The sequence below is a fragment of the Halostella limicola genome, from assembly GCF_003675875.1.
In the GTDB taxonomy this organism is placed as follows: domain Archaea; phylum Halobacteriota; class Halobacteria; order Halobacteriales; family Natronoarchaeaceae; genus Halostella; species Halostella limicola.
In genome coordinates this window covers 240,593-256,467 of the sequence record NZ_ML014752.1, presented here as the reverse complement: position 1 = coordinate 256,467, position 15,875 = coordinate 240,593, and the positions used below count along the sequence as shown (strand labels likewise).

At 69.3% G+C, this 15,875-nt stretch carries 17 protein-coding genes and 1 rRNA gene; 8 read left to right on the top strand and 10 right to left on the bottom strand.

Annotated elements, in window-relative coordinates; genetic code table 11:
* The first annotated feature begins 27 nt into the window (after positions 1-27).
* Positions 28-149: ribosomal RNA gene (gene rrf, locus D8670_RS01280) — 5S ribosomal RNA — on the top strand.
* Between the two features lie 98 nt (positions 150-247).
* Here rrf and D8670_RS01275 read toward each other — a convergent pair.
* Positions 248-1,870 carry a gamma-glutamyltransferase family protein gene (locus D8670_RS01275; RefSeq protein WP_121816282.1) on the bottom strand — a complete coding sequence of 541 codons (1,623 nt, stop codon included), beginning with the start codon at positions 1,868-1,870 and terminating at the stop codon, positions 248-250.
* An 81-nt stretch (positions 1,871-1,951) separates the two neighbouring features.
* On the opposite strand from D8670_RS01275, the gene dinB reads away from it, so the two are divergent.
* Both dinB and D8670_RS01265 read left to right on the top strand, forming a co-directional pair.
* A complete protein-coding gene (gene dinB / locus D8670_RS01270) occupies positions 1,952-3,244 on the top strand; it encodes a DNA polymerase IV (RefSeq protein WP_121816281.1) in 1,293 nt (430 codons plus the stop codon).
* Positions 3,245-3,311: 67 nt separating this feature from the next.
* On the top strand, positions 3,312-4,526 hold the full coding sequence (locus D8670_RS01265; protein ID WP_121816280.1) for a J domain-containing protein: 1,215 nt from the start codon (positions 3,312-3,314) through the stop codon (positions 4,524-4,526).
* Here D8670_RS01265 and D8670_RS01260 read toward each other — a convergent pair.
* The 8 genes from D8670_RS01260 to D8670_RS01225 form a co-directional block, all read right to left on the bottom strand.
* Entirely contained in the window at positions 4,498-5,751 is a 1,254-nt protein-coding gene (locus tag D8670_RS01260) for a glycosyltransferase family 87 protein (protein WP_205254128.1), read from the bottom strand. The genes D8670_RS01265 and D8670_RS01260 overlap by 29 nt on opposite strands.
* Positions 5,752-5,851: 100 nt before the next feature.
* Positions 5,852-6,511: a uracil-DNA glycosylase family protein gene (locus D8670_RS01255; RefSeq protein ID WP_121816279.1), complete on the bottom strand. Its 660-nt coding sequence runs from the start codon at positions 6,509-6,511 to the stop codon at positions 5,852-5,854.
* Between the two features lie 113 nt (positions 6,512-6,624).
* Entirely contained in the window at positions 6,625-7,203 is a 579-nt protein-coding gene (locus D8670_RS01250) for a halocyanin domain-containing protein (protein ID WP_121816278.1), read from the bottom strand.
* A gap of 72 nt (positions 7,204-7,275) precedes the next feature.
* Entirely contained in the window at positions 7,276-7,947 is a 672-nt protein-coding gene (locus D8670_RS01245; protein ID WP_121816277.1) for a halocyanin domain-containing protein, read from the bottom strand.
* Between the two features lie 260 nt (positions 7,948-8,207).
* Positions 8,208-8,405 (bottom strand): heavy-metal-associated domain-containing protein, encoded by a 198-nt coding sequence (locus D8670_RS01240; RefSeq protein ID WP_121816276.1) that lies wholly within the window; start codon positions 8,403-8,405, stop codon positions 8,208-8,210.
* Between the two features lie 38 nt (positions 8,406-8,443).
* Complete coding sequence (locus D8670_RS01235; protein ID WP_121816275.1) at positions 8,444-10,987, bottom strand: heavy metal translocating P-type ATPase; 2,544 nt, start codon at positions 10,985-10,987, stop codon at positions 8,444-8,446.
* Positions 10,988-11,164: 177 nt separating this feature from the next.
* A complete protein-coding gene (locus D8670_RS01230; protein WP_121816274.1) occupies positions 11,165-11,755 on the bottom strand; it encodes a winged helix-turn-helix transcriptional regulator in 591 nt (196 codons plus the stop codon).
* A gap of 119 nt (positions 11,756-11,874) precedes the next feature.
* A complete protein-coding gene (locus D8670_RS01225) occupies positions 11,875-12,447 on the bottom strand; it encodes a peroxidase-related enzyme (protein WP_121816273.1) in 573 nt (190 codons plus the stop codon).
* Positions 12,448-12,533: 86 nt separating this feature from the next.
* Between D8670_RS01225 and D8670_RS01220 the strand changes: the two genes are divergently transcribed.
* The 3 genes from D8670_RS01220 (at position 12,534) to D8670_RS01210 (ending at position 13,691) form a co-directional block, all read left to right on the top strand.
* The gene (locus D8670_RS01220) at positions 12,534-13,025 is read left to right on the top strand and encodes a metal-dependent hydrolase (protein WP_121816272.1); all 492 of its coding nucleotides are present in this window, start codon (positions 12,534-12,536) and stop codon (positions 13,023-13,025) included.
* A 106-nt stretch (positions 13,026-13,131) separates the two neighbouring features.
* Positions 13,132-13,422 (top strand): DUF7577 domain-containing protein, encoded by a 291-nt coding sequence (locus D8670_RS01215; protein ID WP_121816271.1) that lies wholly within the window; start codon positions 13,132-13,134, stop codon positions 13,420-13,422.
* Positions 13,422-13,691, top strand: a complete 270-nt coding sequence (locus D8670_RS01210; protein WP_121816270.1) for a hypothetical protein — start codon at positions 13,422-13,424, stop codon at positions 13,689-13,691. Before D8670_RS01215 ends, D8670_RS01210 begins: the two co-directional genes overlap by 1 nt.
* 18 nt (positions 13,692-13,709) lie before the next feature.
* Here the strand turns inward: D8670_RS01210 and D8670_RS01205 are convergent, their stop codons facing one another.
* The gene (locus D8670_RS01205; protein ID WP_121816269.1) at positions 13,710-14,681 is read right to left on the bottom strand and encodes a Gfo/Idh/MocA family protein; all 972 of its coding nucleotides are present in this window, start codon (positions 14,679-14,681) and stop codon (positions 13,710-13,712) included.
* Positions 14,682-14,817: 136 nt separating this feature from the next.
* Between D8670_RS01205 and D8670_RS01200 the strand changes: the two genes are divergently transcribed.
* Both D8670_RS01200 and D8670_RS01195 read left to right on the top strand, forming a co-directional pair.
* Positions 14,818-15,447 (top strand): hypothetical protein, encoded by a 630-nt coding sequence (locus D8670_RS01200; protein ID WP_121816268.1) that lies wholly within the window; start codon positions 14,818-14,820, stop codon positions 15,445-15,447.
* Between the two features lie 92 nt (positions 15,448-15,539).
* Positions 15,540-15,839, top strand: a complete 300-nt coding sequence (locus tag D8670_RS01195; protein ID WP_121816267.1) for a hypothetical protein — start codon at positions 15,540-15,542, stop codon at positions 15,837-15,839.
* Positions 15,840-15,875: the final 36 nt, after the last annotated feature.

The following is a 15,875-nucleotide window of genomic DNA, read 5'->3' as shown; positions in this document are numbered from 1 at the left end:
TCGCGGTTCGATTCCGCGAGTCGGCGTTAAGGCGGCCATCGCGGCGGGGAAACACCCGTACCCATCCCGAACACGGACGTTAAGCCCGCCAGCGTTCCGGCGAGTACTGGAGTGGGCGACCCTCTGGAAAATCCGGTTCGCCGCCTGCCATTCATACTTGCACCCTCAGCAGCCAGCGGGCTGCTGGGGGTGTCACTATTTACGCACAGCACCAGCGAGAGCGACGAGTGCCAACAGTCTCCCGGGCTCAGAACCCGATCGCGACGCCGTCTTTTCGGGGTTCGGTCGCGCCGGAGAGCGTGCCGCCCCGGTTCCGCACGATCTGCGCACCGCCGAACAGCGCCGGCGGGAGGACGGCGACGTCGTGGCCCTTGCGCGCGAGCTTCGATGGGACCGTGTCGGTCAGGCGCTCCTCGATCCCGGACTGACCGTTCTCCCGGTAGCGGAAGCGCGGTCGGTCGAGCGCGGCCTGGAGCGGGAGATCGTAGTCGACGAGGTTCGAGATGATCTGCACGTGCCCCTGCGGTTGCATGTACCCGCCCATGACGCCGAACGCGGCCCAGTCGTCCGCGCCGAACTTCGCGATCGTGGGGACGAGCGTGTGGAAGGGGCGCTTCCCGGGTTCGAGGCGGTTCGGGTGGTCGGGGTCGAGCGAGAACGACGCGCCGCGGTTCTGGAGCGCGATGCCGGAGTCGCCGGCGACGAGGCCGCTGCCGAAGCCGGCGAACCGGGAGTTGATGTACGAGACGAGGTTCCCCTCGGCGTCCGCGACGGTGAGCAGGACGGTGTCGGCGTCCTCGGCGTTCGCGTTCGGCAGGCCGACGTCGACGTCATCCAGGGCTTCCTCCCCGACGGCCTCGGCGCGTTCCGCGGCGTACTCCTTGCTCGCGAGCGGCGGGATCTCCTCGTAATCGGGATCGGTGATGTAGCGGTGTCCGTCGTGGAAGGCGAGCTTCAGCGCTTCGGTGAAGTAGTGGACGCGTTCGGGCGAGTCGAGGGGGTAGTCGCCGGCGCCGAGCTCCTCGGCGATGTTCAGCGCTTCGAGGGCGATCAACCCCTGGTTGTTCGGCGGGAGTTCGTAGACCTCGGCACCGTTGTACGTCGTGCTGACGGGATCGACGAACTCGGGTTCGAAGGTAGCGAGGTCGTCGCGCGAGAGGAAGCCCCCTTTCGCCTGTACCTCGTCTACGATGGCGTCCGCTATCTCGCCCTCGTAGACGACGTCGGCGCCCTCCTCGGCGATGAGTTCCATCGACCGGCCGAGTTCCGGGAGGCGGACGGTCTGGCCGACGTCCGGTGTCTCGCCGTCGAAGAGGTACGCCGCGCGGGCGTTGTCGTCGTCGAACAGGTCCTCCGCGCCGGACCAGTGATGGGCGATGACCTCGGTAACGGGATAGCCGTCCGTAGCGTAGCGGATCGCCGGCTGGAGCGCTTCGTCGAGGTCGATGGTCCCGAGTTCCTCCAAGGTTGCCTCCCAGCCGCGCGCCGTGCCGGGAACGGTCACCGTGTGCGGCCCGAGGTCGGGCATCGTCGCGTCCTCGGGATCGACGTCCTGCTCGTCGGCGACGGCCTCGCTGACGTTCTCGATAGTCGCGTCCGCCGGCGCGCCGCCGCAGCTGCGCATCCCACCGACTTCGCCGTCGGCGGTGCGGTAGAGCGCGAACACGTCGCCGCCGAGCCCCGTGCTCGTCGGTTCGACGACGTTGAGGGCGGCCGCGGTGGCGACGGCGGCGTCGAACGCGTTGCCGCCGTCGCGGAGCGTCTCCACGCCGGCCTGCGCCGCGAGGGGCTGGCTCGTCGCGACGAGACCGTTCGGGGCGTAGGCGGTCGAGCGGCGCGACTCGAATCGGTCGAGGTCCGGGTCGGGCATAGGTAGCGATCCGACCGCGGGCGCAAAAACAGTGGCACCGGCGAACAAGTGATTAATACCCTCGACTCCCAATCGCGTGACATGGCCGACAGCGGCGGGCCGCGGCTGCCGGGCGCGCCCGACGCGGAGGAGCGGGACCGGATAGTCCTCCACGTCGACATGGACTGCTTCTACGCGTCCTGCGAGCGGCTGCGCGAGCCGGAACTGCGCGGCGAGCCCGTCGTCGTGGGGATGGGGTACGAGCCGGGCGACGACGTCGGGGCGGTCGCCACGGCGAGCTACGAGGCCCGGGAGTACGGCGTCGAGAGCGCACAGGCCATCTCGACGGCGCTGGACAGGCTCCCGCGGAAGGTCGCAGCGCGCGACGATCCAGACCAGAACGTCGACGAGGCGGGCCACTACCGGCCGGTCGACATGGACTTCTACGAATCGGTCAGCGGGGGGGTGAAGGAGATCCTCCACGAGTGCGCCGACACCGTTCGGGAGGTGAGCATCGACGAGGCGTACCTGGACGTGACGGACCGGACCGCCTGGGAGGTGGCCGAGGGGTTCGCCAGACACGTGAAAAACCGAATCGAGCGGGAGGTCGGCGTGGTCGCGAGCGTGGGCGTCGCGCCGAACATGAGTACCGCGAAGGTGGCGAGCGACCGGGAGAAGCCGGACGGGCTGGTCGTGGTGGAACCGGACGAGGTACGGGACTTCCTCGCGCCGCTCGACGTCGAAGAGATACACGGCGTCGGCCCCGTCACGGCGCGCGAACTCCGGGAGATGGGTCTGGAGACCGCGGGCGACGTGGCGGACGCGGACCCCGGAGAGCTGGAGGCGGCGTTTGACAGTCGCGGCCGGGAGCTGTACGAGCGCGCCCGCGGTGAGGACGACCGCGAGGTGACCCCGAAGGGGCGGCCGAAGAGCCTCTCGCGGGAGTCCGCGTTCGCGAACCCCGTCGCGGAGGCGGAGCCGAAACGGGAACAGGTGCGGACCCTCGCGACCGCCGTCGCCGACCGCGCCCGGCGGGAGGGCGCGATGTACCGCACGATCGGCATCAAGGCGGTGACGCCGCCGTTCGACGTGAATACGCGGGCGCGCTCGCTCCCAGGCCCCGTCGACGAACCGGACCTCGTCGAGGAGGTGGCGCTCGACCTGCTGGAGGAGTTCGCGGACGCCCCCGTGCGGAAGGTCGGCGTCCGCGTCTCGAACCTCAGCTTCGCGGCGGCGGACCAGACGAGCCTCGACGGCTGGGGGGATGACGGCGAGGGATCGGTGTCCGACGACGGCAATTCGGCGGAAGACGCCGACTCGGAGACGGCACTCTCGGACGACGAGACCGGGGGCGACGAGGCGCCGTCGGGGCAGGCGACACTTACTGACTTCTAGCGAGAGCTGGAATTTTTGCAATGAAAATATAAGTGCCGGATGCGTGTTCTCGGAACGAACAGTATCTATGGCGTATGACTTCTACGATCTTCTCGGGGTCTCCGAGGACGCCTCCCAGGACGAGATCAAGGACGCGTTCCGGGACAAGGTCCAGGAGGTGCACCCGGACCTGAACGACGACCCGCGCGCCCCCGCGCAGTTCACCGCCCTCAAGAAGGGGTACGACACCCTGAAGGACCCGGTCGAGCGGAAGGCGTACGACCGCCTGGGGCACAAGGACTACGTCGCGAAGCGCCTCGAGGGCCTGCCGAGCGCCGACCAGTGGAAGCCCGCGGACTCCGACGGGAGTGCGAGCGACGGATCGGCGGCGACCGGCGGCGCATCGAGCGCGTCGAGCGCGACGAGCGGAACGACCGCCGGCGCTTCGGGAAGCGGGACTACCGACGGGTCGTCGACGCGGACGACGTCGGCGACGGGGACCGCTGGAGCCACCGGTACGACCGGGGCCTCGACCGGAACCGGCGGAACCGGCGGAACCGGGCGGGGCTCCGGCGGATCGACGACGAGTACGAGCGCGAGCGGGACCGCTACCGGGGCCGGAACGTCGTCGAGTGCGACTACCGGGACGCGGACGGGCACCACCGCGTCGACGCGGACCGGGACGACGAGCGCGTCCGGCGCCGGAACGGGCTCCGCGGCGGACGCCGCGACCGGATCGGGAGCGGAGAGCGACGACGGCGCGACGTCGACGGCCGACGGACCGGGGCTTATCGATCGACTGCGGTCTATCAACTACGGGTGGCCGCTCGTCTTCCTGACGACGCTCGTCTACGCCGTCGGGGTCGGCATGTACGCCCGGGAGAACCTCGACGCGCTCCGGGAACTGGCTGCGCAGGTACGTGCGAGCGGGACCGACGCCGCGGCGCTGCGGGAAGCGCTGCTCGCCGCCGACTACGGCCTCGTACCCGTGTTCGAGTTCGTCCGGACGACGGTGCTCATCGGGTCCGCGCCGGGGCCGGGCGTGCTGATAGCCATCGGCGCGGTGCTCATGCCCGCCATCTTCATCGTCGTGGTGCGGACGACGCGGAAGGCGTTCGCCTGGCAGCCGACGTACCTCTACGTCGCTGCCGTCCTCGCGCCACTGACCGGGCTCGGGGCCAACGCGGGCGGGATCGACCGGCCGGTCCTGACGGTGGTCGCGTTCGGCCTCCTGCCGCTGGGCGCGGTCGTCACGCTGCTTTTCAACGCGTTCGTCACGCCGCGGCTGAAGCGTCTGTTCTGACCGCCTCTGCCTCTCTGGTCGCCCGGTGGAGCACGCACGCCCCGAGCATCAGTGCCATTCCGTACTCGATGGGGGACGCGAGCGTGAACGTCGGCCGGACGGCAGCGAACAGCGTCGGCCGGACCACTTCCGGGAGGAGGCGGACCACGTTCTCGGCGTTGTTGAGCGTGAACGACAGGTTCGCGACGGCCGCGCCGGCGACGAACAGCGTCCGGGCGCGGCTCGCGTCCATGAGGTAGAGCAGGGCCACGAGCGGGAAGAACAGGTAGACGTAGTAGATGAAGTAGGAGGGAAGCACCAGCAGCGTCGCCGTCACGGTGCCGTGAACGGCGACGAGGCGGTCCGTCCGGTCCTCGACGCCCGTGTAGAGGTACGCGACGACCGGCGCGAGCAGGACGAACGGGAGCGCGACCAGCAGCGTCGGGTCCATCTCGGGGAAGAGCACGGAGAGCGGCCGCCGGAGCGTGAGGTAGGCGCTGTTCGGGTCGAGGCCGCCGGCGAACTGGTCGGCGCGGTTCCGGGGAAGCAGCGCCTCGGTGACGTACGTGCGGGTCGTCTCGACGCCGTAGAGGGGGACACCGAGCGCGAGCAGGCCGCCGCCGGTCGCCAACGCGCTCCCGACGGCGCGCCAGGCCCGGCGGCGGAGGAACCAGACGCCGAACAGCGCGGGGAACACCTTGAAGAAGGCGACCAGCGCGATCGCGGCGCCCGCGAGCGCCTCCCGGTCCCGGTCGAGCGCGACGAACCCGAGGACGGTGAGCGCCGCCAGGTGGACGTTGACGTTCCCGTAGAACAGCGTCGGCGCCGAGTGGATCGACAGCAGGAGAAAGCCGGCGACGAGCGCGTAGTCGACCCTCGACAGCGAGCGGCCCGCGCGTTCCACGTACCGACAGAGCAGGACGCCGCCGGCGACGGCTGCCGCCGCGGCGAGCAGCGTGTGGACGGCGTAGCCGGGGACCCACGTCTCGGGGAGCGCGAACGGGTAGAACGCCAGTATCGACACCGGCGGGTAGAGGTAGCGGTAGGCGGGCCAGTCCGGCGGCGTCGCGGCGTAGAAGTCGCCGCCGGCCATCGCGGCCTCGGCGGCGTGGTAGTACACCTTGAAGTTCATCGCGAACCAGTCGGCGCGGCCGAGGCGCATCAGGTAGAGGGTGCGAACGCCGAGAACGATGCCCGTCGCGAGGACGAACCAGGCGCCGAGCGGGCGCCCGCGAAGGCGGCGCATGCGCGATGGCACTACCGGCGATCGCTTGTCTCTGGCGGTTTCGGCAGCCACGGCGGTAGTCCCGCGGAAGCGGAGCGGTCGCGGCCACGCCGACCTCCGGTCACCGGACTCGGTACGGTTCGTCGCCGGGGAGGAACCGGCCGAGGTCGCTCTCCTGCCGGTAGTCGGAGTCGAGGATGGCGTTCAGCCGACCGACGAGGCGCTCCCGATCCGTGTCGGTCCACTCCTCGGGGTCGCGCACGGGGACGACGAGGTAGCCCCGTCCCCGGACCTCGGTCGCGTGTAGGGACGGCATATCGAGCTCCAACTTGTGCGCCTGTGCGGTGTGCTCCTGCAGGACGTGCGCCGTGGCTCGCTCGCCGACCGGAAGCAGGACGTGGGCGTTGATCGCCCGGAACTCGGCGTCGAAGAAGCGTTCGAGCCGGGCGTAGGACTCGCGGTCCGGCGTCTCGCCCTCGGGCGCGCAGCACGTGTGCAGGTAACTGCAGAAGAGGTTCTCCGCGGTCGGTTCGTCGGCGTACGGGTCGGCGAGGAGGCCGACCTCGTGGAGCGCCGACTGGATGCGTCGGGCGCCGTCGGTCCCCGTGAAGGGAACGCCGGTCGACCGACCGCCGTGAGCGCCGGGATGGTCGCCGATCGCGTGGAAGTCGGCGTTGGCGTCGCCGTAGCCGTGGACCGCGTCGTGGTCCGCCGAGCAGGGCGTCTCGCACGGCGGCGACATGCCGAACGGGTTCCGCGTGCGGTCTGTTACGTTCTCCACGCACCCCGGTACGCCGGTGGCGATTAAAACGGCCGCGGTTTCCGCGAATCCAGCGGACGGCGGCCGCCGCGGGCGGCCCGGTTACTGCGTCGACCGTCGGTGCTCCGGCCCACTCACTCGGAGACGACGACGGCGCCCTTCATGCCGAGGCTCCGGTGCGGGGTGCAGGCGTAGAGGTACGTCCCCGCTTCCTCGAAGGTGTGCGTGAACGTGAACCCCTCCTCCTCGGTGAGTTCGCTCTCGAACTCGCCGTCCTCATCGACGACGTTGTGCTGGCCGCCCTGTCCGGTCCACTCCCAGACGACGTCGGTGCCGGCGTCCACCTCGATCGCGGCGGGCTCGAACGCGAAGTTGCCGTCGTTGCCCTCCGCGCCGACCGCGACGCTCACCTCGCTGCTGCCCGTCTCGTCCTGTATGCTGTCGTAGTTACTGGTGTCGGAGAGGAACTCGTCGACCTCCGCGTTGCCGCCCCCGCCGCCGTCGGTCTCGTTGCCGCCGCCGTCCGTCTCCGTCTCCGTTTCCGTCTCCGTTTCCGTATCGTCCATGCCTCCGTCTTCGCCGCCCCCGCCGTCGCCGCCACCTCCGTCGCCGTCGCCGCCCCCGCCGTCGCCGCACCCCGCGAGCAGCGCGGTAGTTGCCGCTGCGCTCGTCGCCTGAAGAAACTGTCGTCTGTCGAGCGGGTCGTTACCCATGTTATACTGTTGAGTCTCTACGGTCAAAAACGCCGGGCTGTGTGGCGGTCACATCTCTCCCGCTGAGGCGACTCAGGACCCGTTCCCGTCGTCGTAGCCGGTCCCCTCGCTTTCCGTCTGGGCGTCGTCGCTTTCGTTGCCGCCGTCGGTCTCGTTGCCGTCGCCGGACCCGTTCCCGTCGCCGGTTCCGCTACCTTCTCCGACGACGATCGCTCCCTTCATCCCTCTGCCCTCGTGGCGTTCGCAGTAGTAGAGGTAGGTGCCCTCTTCCTCGAAGTCGAACTCGTAGACCTCGTCGGCGTCGCCGGTCGGCGACCCGCTCTTGAACGTCTCGTCCCGCTCGACCACGTTGTGCGTGCCGTCGCCGGTCCATGTCCAGCGCACCGTCATTCCCGGCGAGATCCGGATCGCCACCGGGTCGAACACGTTGTTACCGCCGTTGCCCGGCGCGCCGACCGCGACGGTCGCCCGGTTCACGTCGGTCTGGTCGACGACGCCGCTGTAGTTGTCCGTCTCGGAGAGCCATTCCTCGACCTGCTGGCTGCCCTCCTCGCCCTCGCGGGAGCCGCCGCCCTGGCCGCCGCCCCCCGCCCCCTCGTCGGGTCCCGCCTCGGTTTGCGCGCCGGCGTCGGTACCGTTTCCGCTCTCTCCGGGGCCGCCGCACCCGGCGACGAGCGCGAGCGAGGCGGCGCTTCCGGCGAGTCGAACGAACCGACGGCGGTCGAGCGAGGTCTGATCAGTCATCGGCGCCGCTACGGTCCAGACAGGGAAAAGTAGCGGCTACTATCACCCCGCGAACCGGTCAGAATGATTGTCTGACGGCGTCTGCCGCCGTATCATCTTCGCCGTGGCCGGGTCGCGGTGTGTGCTGACCACGGAACGCGCCGGCCTGCCGGGGGCCGCAGCGGGCGGAGCCACTGGTGGGATCGGGCAGTGCCGGGGACAGGCGGCGCCGGACCCGCCGCTGGCGGGCGAGCGCACGGAGAACGGGAAGCGACAGTCGCCTACGTCGACGCCTCGTAGCCGGCCATCTCGACCTTCGAGACGAGCGTCTCGGGGTCGGCGTCGCCCTCGATCTCGGCGACGCTCTCGTACCGGTCAGCCGAGGCCTCCTCGGCGCCGTCGGCCATCTCCAGCGCCTTCTCGACGACTTCCTCGCAACCCTGACACGTCATCCCCTCGACTTCGAGTTCGATCGCCATGGGTAACAGTGGGGCGCGTCCCCTTAGAATAGTTGCGGTTAGGGGTCGAACCGCTTGAACAGCAGGCTGTTCGTGAGGACGCTCACGCTGGAGATCGCCATCGCCCCGGCCGCGAAGACCGGCTGCAGCAGGCCGAGCGAGGCAAGCGGGATGAGCGCCGTGTTGTAGCCCAGCGCCCAGACGAGGTTCTGCTTTATCTTCCGGAGCGTCCCCTCGGAGACGCGGATGGCCTTCAGCACGTCGGCGGGGTCGTCCCGCATCAGCGTGACGTCGCCGGCTTCGATGGCGACGTCCGTGCCGCTGCCGAGCGCGACGCCGACCGAGGCCGTCGCGAGCGCGGGCGCGTCGTTGACGCCGTCGCCGACCATCATCGCGCGGCTGCCGTCGGCCTGGATGTCGTCGACCGCGGCGGCCTTGTCCTCCGGCAGCACCTCCGCGCGGACGTTTCCGGGGTCGATGCCCACCTGCTCGGCAACGGCGCGGGCGGTCCGCTCGTTGTCACCGGTGATCAGCATCACGTCGAGGCCGCGCTCGCGCAACTGAGCGACGGCGTCGGCGCTGGTCTCCTTGAGCGCGTCCGCGGTCGCGAGGACGCCGACGACGCGGCCGTTCAGCGCGACGAGCATCGCCGTCTTCCCCTCGGACTCGAGGCGCTCGGTCGCCTCCCGAGCGGGGGACCAGTCGACGTCGTTGCGCTCGAGCAGGCGACGGTTCCCGACGAGGACGGTGCCGGCGTCGGTCTCGGCGACCACGCCGTGACCGGGGACGTTCTCGAACTCCTCGGCCTCGGGAACCTCGACGCCGCGCTCCCGAGCGCCCTCGACGACCGCCTCGCCCAGCGGGTGCTCGCTGGCGCGCTCGGCGGTCGCCGCGAGTTCGAGGACGCGGTCGGGGGTGAGGTCGCGGTCGGCGGTGACCGCCCCTCCGTCAGCGGCTACGTCACCGCCGTCCGGCGACGCGGCGACGACCTCCACGTCCGTCAGCTCCATCTCGCCCTCGGTCAGGGTGCCCGTCTTGTCGAAGACGACGGTGTCGACGTCTTTCACCCGCTCCAGCACGTCGCCGCCCTTGAACAGGACGCCGTTCTGCGCGCCGATGGCGGTGCCGACCATCGTCGCGGCCGGCGTCGCGAGCCCGAGCGCGCAGGGGCAGGCGATGAGGACGGCGCTGGCGAACACGACGACGGAGAACTCGAAGACGGAGACGGAGCCGCCGACCACGTCGGGACCACCGCCGACCAGCCCCCAGTGGGGGAACGCGTTCACGAACCCGGCCAGCGTCTCGGGGAACAGCCCCCACAGCACCGCCCAGAGGACGGCGTTGCCGATGACCGCCGGCACGAAGTAGGCGCTGATGCGGTCCGCGACGTTCTGGATCTCGGGCTGGCGCGACTGGGCGTCCTTCACGAGCGAGACGATCTGCTGGAGCGCCGTCTCCTCGCCCACCTTCGTCGCGCGAACCGTCAGCACGCCGTTCTCGTTGATCGTCGCGCCGACGACCTCGTCGCCCTCGCTCTTCTCGACGGGGACGGACTCGCCGGTGACCATCGACTCGTCGACCGCGCTCTCGCCGTCGACGACCACGCCGTCGGTCGGGACCTTCTCGCCGGGACGGACGCGCAGGAGGTCGCCCTCCTCCACGTCCTCAACCGGCACCTCGCGCTCGGTGCCGTCGTCGTCAACGACGGTCGCGGTGTCGGCCTGCAGTTCGAGCAACTGCCGGAGCGCGTCGCTGGCCTGGCCCTTCGACCGGGCCTCCAGCCAGTTGCCCATCGTGATGAACACGAGGATGAGCGCGGCCGTCTCGAAGTAGAGCCCGCCCGGGAACAGGTCGAGCAGGACGGCAAGGCTGTAGACGTACGCCGTCGACGAGCCCAGCGCGATCAGCACGTCCATGTTCGCCCGGCCGTTCCGCACCAGGGCCCGGTAGGAGTTGACGTAGAACTCCTTGCCGAGCACGACCTGCACCGGCGTCGTCAGCAGGAAGGCGATCCAGCCGAACGGCACGCCGAGGACCGTCTCGGGCATCCCGCCGAGGAAGATCTCGCCGGCCATGTACGCTGTCATCGGGAGCGCGAGGACGGCCCCGAACAGCGTCAACCGGCGGAGTCGACGGATCTCCCCGTCGCGCGCGCTGTCGCGCTCCCCGTCGCCGCTCCCGTCGTCGGTCTCGCGAACCGGCTCGTAGCCGGCGTCCTCGATGGCGTCGTACAGCCGGTCGAGCGAGACGTCTTCGGGGTTGTACTCGACGGTCCCCTCGTCGGTCGCGTAGTTGACCGACGCGGAGATAACCCCGGGGACCGACTCCAGCGCGTCCTCGTTCGTCTCGGCGCAGTTCGCGCAGGTCATCCCGGTGATGCCGACAGTCACCGACCGGCGCTCCGGGTCGTAACCCGCGCGCTCGATAGCGTCGTACACCTCGGCCAGCGACGCGACGTCGGGGTCGTACCGGACGGTCCCCTCGTCGGTCGCGTAGTTGACGCTCGCGGACTCCACGCCTTCGAGCTTCTCGACGGCCTCGGACACCGTCTCGGAGCAGTTGGCGCAGCTCATGCCCGCGATGCGGACGTGGGACTCTCTCATCGGATCTATATACGGGGTCCACGTTCATGCGGGTTTCCCCTTACAGACTAAGGATCTCCCCTGGGAGTTTCTTGGATTCTAAATCACAATGGCGAGAGAACTACCCTTTCGGTACTCTTCACTGGTGCAAAGGCAACGTGAAAAAGCGGAGGGCCGGGTCGGACGCCGAGACGACCGTTACGCCGATTCCTTCAGTTTCTCGTAGCGCTCCTCGAAGTTGCTCCGACAGGTGGAGCAACAGAAGTGGTGGAGCTGGCCGTCGATTCGGACCGACTCGCCCTCGCTGGTGACGGTGTTGCCGCACTCGTCGCAGTCGGGGGCGAACTCGGCGCCGTTCACCTCGGGGTTCCAGAACGAGTCCGCGAGCAGGCGGACGTCGTACTCGATGACCTTCTCCATGTCGATGGCCTCGGCGAGCATCGCCTGAACCTCGTCCTCGCGGACGGTCGCCTGCACGACAACGCTCGCGTCCGCGGTGGCGAACACGTGCTCGACCTGGTCCAGTTCGGCGAGGCGGTGCTTGATGTCGCCGACCGCGCCCGGGCGGAGGTCGACGTCGATGAGCACGGAGACGCCGTCGGACAGCATCGACCGGTCGATGTCGAGGGTGAAGCGCTCGATGATACCCATCTCCTCTAACCGTTCGACGCGGTCGGACACGGTCGGCGGGGACACGTCGACCTGGTCGGCGATCTCGCTGTACGGGCGGCGAGCGTCCGCGACGAGGAGTCGCAGGATTCCCAGGTCGGTTTCGTCGAGTTCGTGCATATCACCTCGTTGTATCGGTCCCCCTAAACCCTTTTCGACACTCCTTGATTAATTTAATACGGCGTTCGATCGCAGCAAGGACCGGACAGTATCACCGAAATCGCGTCCGGACGAGGCCCCTACCGCCCCATTGCGTGGAACTCCTCGTTCGGGCGCATGTCTGCGAGCTGGGCCATTCGGTTCGAGAGGTTGAAGAACGCGGCGACGCTCCCGATGTCCCAGATCGCCCGGTCATCGAAGCCGACCTCCCGCAGGCGCTCGAAGTCGGACTCGTCCACTTCGGCCTGGTTCTCGGTGAGCTTCACCGCGAGGTCGAGCATCCGGCGGTGGCGCTCGCTGACGTCGGCGTTCCGGTAGTTCGAGACGAGCTGGTCCGCCAGCAGCGGGTCATCCGCGTAGATGCGGGCCAGTGCGCCGTGGGCGACGTTGCAGTAGTAGCAGTCGTTGACGCCGCTGACCGCGACGATGATCATCTCGATCTCCGCGCGGGTCAGCTCGCTCTCCTCGACGAGCGCGTCGTAGTACTGGAAGAACGCCCGGAAGTGCGAGGGTCGGTACGCGTACGCGAGGAAGACGTTGGGCGTGAACCCCGCCTCCTCCGTCTCCGCGTCGATGCGCTCCCGCAGGTCCTCGGGCAGGTCCTCGACGTCCGGTACCGGGAACCGCGTCATGGCCTCGATGTCGTCCGCCATACGGGGTCGAACCCCGCCATCGATAATGATGGTTTCGTTCGCCGCGGACCGACAGCTTTGGGAGCCTCCGGACCCAACCGGGCGGCGTGTATCAACTCGGCCACTACGGACTCGCCCTGCTGGTGTACGCGCCCGTCGGCGCGGCCCTCGTCCGGGAGGGCCACGTCGTCGCCGCGTACCTGGGCGGGGCGGTGATGGTGGGGACCGCGACGTTCCCCGACTGCGACCACCGGTTACCGTTCGTCTCGCACCGCGGCCCCACGCACTCGTTTCTCTTCGCCGGCCTGTTCGGCGCCGCGTTCGGCGCCGCGGGCTCCGCGCTCGCTCCCGTCCTCGGCCCGACCGTCGGGGTGGACCTCGCAGCGTTCGGCTTCGCCGTCGGGGCGCTCTCCGTGCTCGCTCACCTCCTCGGCGACGTGCTGACGCCGATGGGGATCCGCCCGTTCTGGCCGCTCTCCGGCCGCAGCTACTCCTTCGGCGTGACGACCGCGAAGAGCCCGATCGCCAACTACGCGCTGTTCGCGCTCGGCGTGTTCGCCACCGCCGCAACCGTGGTCGGCCTGGGACTGATCGGCTGAGACTGTCGGCTGAAGCGATTCCGCGCTCTGGTGTCGAACCTCTCCGATGGCCGACGACGTGAGATCGGCCGTATCAACTAAGTGCGAGGATTTGCTACGGTATCTCATGGACACCCTCGTACACGCCGTTCTCTACGTCGGGGTAATACTGCTGGTACCGCTCTCGGTACTCGTGCCGCTGCTCGCTCTCGAGTACGTCCGCGACGACGGACCGACGGAGCCGCGGCTGTCCGACCCGCCGCGAAACGTCTCGTCCGGGAACGGCCTGTCGGCTCTCGCCGCGACGGGCGCCGCGGAGAGCGCGAGCGACGCGGTCGCCTGCCGGACCTGCGGGGCGGTCAACGAGGGGCGCTACACCTTCTGTCGCGAGTGCGCGGACAACCTCGCCGGGCGGTGATGGACGCCGAACTGCTCCTCAGACTGGGCAGTACGGCGGTCCTCGTGGTGTTACCGACGGTTCTCTTTCTCGGCCTGTGGCGCGGCCTGATGGCGCTTCGCGACGACGTGATCGTCGACCGTCTCGGTCGGCGTCAGGACGTCGCACCGCGGCCGAGTCCCGTCGACGTGATCCCCGGTATGTCCGCGCCGGAGCGCGCGCCGACGCCCTGCGTCCGGTGTGGCCGGCCGTTCCAGGGGGACGGGTCGCGCTGCGAGAACTGCCGCTGACCGGCGGTGAGTGCCGGCCTAGTCGAGGTCGATCGCCGCGCCGGTTTCCGCGCTCTCCTCGATGGCCTCAATGACCCGGAGCGTCGCCGCACCCGACTCGGCGTCGGTGAGCGGCCGGTCGCCGGACGCGACGCACTCCGCGAAGTGCTCGACTTCGAGGCCGTACTGGTCCACCGGCTCGAACGTCTCCGTCGCGGTCCGGCCGTCGACGCCGTAGCGCAGGGTGGTCTCCCCCGCGACGTTGAACGCCTCCTCCACCTCGACCCACCCGTTGGGAGCCTCGACGCGGACGTACTGTGACTTCGGCGTGTCGAACCCGGAGGACACCTGCGCCGTGGCGCCGTCGTCGTACTCCAGCACGGCGGCGGCCTCCGTGTCGACGCCGGAGTCATGCGTGTCGGCGGTGAAGCCCGTCACTCGCGACGGCTCGCCGAGGATCTGGCGCGCGGCGTGGATCGGGTACACGCCCACGTCACGGAGACTCCCGCCGGCGAGGTCAGGGTCGAGCCGGATGTCCTCCGCCCCCTCGGGCATCAGGAACGTGAACCGCCCCGTCACCGAGCGAACGTCGTCGAGTTCCGTCCGCGCGATCTCGATCGCCCGCCGGATCCGCGGGTGGTAGCGGTACATGTACCCCTCCATCAGCGTAACGCCGCGCTCGTCGCAGTACTCGCCCATCTCGCGGGCCTCCGCGGCGTCGACGCCGAGGGGTTTCTCGCAGAGGACGTGTAGCCCCGCGTCGGCCGCCCGGCGCGTCCACTCGGCGTGGTAGGCGTTCGGCAGCGGGTTGTACACCGCGTCGAGGTCGTCGTCGGCGAGCAGCGCGTCGTATCCCTCGTACGACCGCTCGATCCCGAGGACGTCCGCGACCGCGGCGGCCCTGTCGCCGTCTCTGGAGGCGATCGCGAGCACCTCGTGCTCGGTCTCCCTGACTCCCGGGACGAACGCCGTGCGACCGATGTCGGCCGTGCTGAGTACGCCGAATTTCATGTCCTCGGATTGGCGTGAGCCGACTAAAGTCCGCCGAAGGAACTCCGCGATTCCCCTCCGACTCTCGACCCGTTCCTTTTCTTTATTGACATAAGACTTAAACGAAAACGGGTGGAGAAATATACCAATCGGAGATATGACGACTTCGCACGGGGGTACGTCGGACGAGGGGGAGGGGTACACGACGCTCAGCGCCGACTACGTCTTCCGCGACACGGGGACGAAAAGCGCCGCGGGCGCGGCGACGCTGGACGAGGGGATCCAGGACACGACCGCCGAGAATCTGTTCCGGGAACTCAAGGCCGAGTCGGGGACGGAGACGCCGACGGACGAGTTCGAGGGGGCGTCCGCGGAGTCGATCGTCGCCGACGCCGACGGCCACTCCCACGAGCAGTTCACCGACGGCGGGCAGACGCTCGGAGCGGGGAGCGAGGTCGAGAACCTCCTCATCCCGGACCGCTCGGAGGGCGAGGAGTTCCGCTGGATCGATCCGGACTCGACGGACGGCGGCGACGACGCGCCCGCCGACCAAGAGACGACCGACGCGGACGCGGCCGAAGCGATGGACCTGTTCGACCCCTCCGACGAGGACGGACCGACCGGCGGAAGCGACGGCGGGCCGGACGTCATCGGCGGCGCCGTCGACGAAGCGGGCGCGACGACGGACGCCGGGTCGATGGCAGACGACGGGACGAAAGACGAGTCACCTACCGACGAGAAACGGGGTCTGCTAGCCCGGATATTGGCGATCCTCGGGCTCAAATAACCTCCCGAGAGAACTTTCTCACTGATGCGTCATTAATTCTCTACTCATAAAGTCTTAATATTCGGGTCGAATGAGTTTGAACCGACCGCGAGATGCTGGATTCCGACCACGACCGTCGCGGCCGGTCCCCGGAAAGCGACGATGCAGCGACCGACCGCCCTTCGGACGCCGAGGAGGCGACCGACGAGGAACTGTCGGACGCGATCGCCGGGATCGAACTCGACGACCCCCACACCGCCCTCGACCACGGCGTCGTACCGCCCGACGCCCCGTCCGAGGGCACTTTCGACCTCGACGGCGGTCGCGCCGCCGAAGCGGACGACGCCGAGAGCCGCGACGAGCGCAGCGGCGTTCTGGGCCCGTTGCGGGCCCTGCTGTCCCGCGTGTTCTGAAAAACGAAAGTCGCAACACGGTCCCCCGCGTACGTC

What these genes read in the sequence shown, in the direction of transcription:
- D8670_RS01240 (WP_121816276.1), bottom strand. Translation starts at nt 8,405, where the DNA reads ATGGCGATCGAACTCGAAGTCGAGGGGATGACGTGTCAGGGTTGCGAG.
- D8670_RS01230 (WP_121816274.1), bottom strand. Translation starts at nt 11,755, where the DNA reads ATGCACGAACTCGACGAAACCGACCTGGGAATCCTGCGACTCCTCGTC.
- D8670_RS01205 (WP_121816269.1), bottom strand. Translation starts at nt 14,681, where the DNA reads ATGAAATTCGGCGTACTCAGCACGGCCGACATCGGTCGCACGGCGTTC.
- D8670_RS01225 (WP_121816273.1), bottom strand. Translation starts at nt 12,447, where the DNA reads ATGGCGGACGACATCGAGGCCATGACGCGGTTCCCGGTACCGGACGTC.
- D8670_RS01200 (WP_121816268.1), top strand. Translation starts at nt 14,818, where the DNA reads ATGACGACTTCGCACGGGGGTACGTCGGACGAGGGGGAGGGGTACACG.
- D8670_RS01275 (WP_121816282.1), bottom strand. Translation starts at nt 1,870, where the DNA reads ATGCCCGACCCGGACCTCGACCGATTCGAGTCGCGCCGCTCGACCGCC.
- D8670_RS01260 (WP_205254128.1), bottom strand. Translation starts at nt 5,751, where the DNA reads ATGCGCCGCCTTCGCGGGCGCCCGCTCGGCGCCTGGTTCGTCCTCGCG.
- D8670_RS01215 (WP_121816271.1), top strand. Translation starts at nt 13,132, where the DNA reads ATGGACACCCTCGTACACGCCGTTCTCTACGTCGGGGTAATACTGCTG.
- D8670_RS01235 (WP_121816275.1), bottom strand. Translation starts at nt 10,987, where the DNA reads ATGAGAGAGTCCCACGTCCGCATCGCGGGCATGAGCTGCGCCAACTGC.
- D8670_RS01195 (WP_121816267.1), top strand. Translation starts at nt 15,540, where the DNA reads ATGCTGGATTCCGACCACGACCGTCGCGGCCGGTCCCCGGAAAGCGAC.
- D8670_RS01245 (WP_121816277.1), bottom strand. Translation starts at nt 7,947, where the DNA reads ATGACTGATCAGACCTCGCTCGACCGCCGTCGGTTCGTTCGACTCGCC.
- D8670_RS01265 (WP_121816280.1), top strand. Translation starts at nt 3,312, where the DNA reads ATGGCGTATGACTTCTACGATCTTCTCGGGGTCTCCGAGGACGCCTCC.
- D8670_RS01250 (WP_121816278.1), bottom strand. Translation starts at nt 7,203, where the DNA reads ATGGGTAACGACCCGCTCGACAGACGACAGTTTCTTCAGGCGACGAGC.
- D8670_RS01210 (WP_121816270.1), top strand. Translation starts at nt 13,422, where the DNA reads ATGGACGCCGAACTGCTCCTCAGACTGGGCAGTACGGCGGTCCTCGTG.
- dinB (WP_121816281.1), top strand. Translation starts at nt 1,952, where the DNA reads ATGGCCGACAGCGGCGGGCCGCGGCTGCCGGGCGCGCCCGACGCGGAG.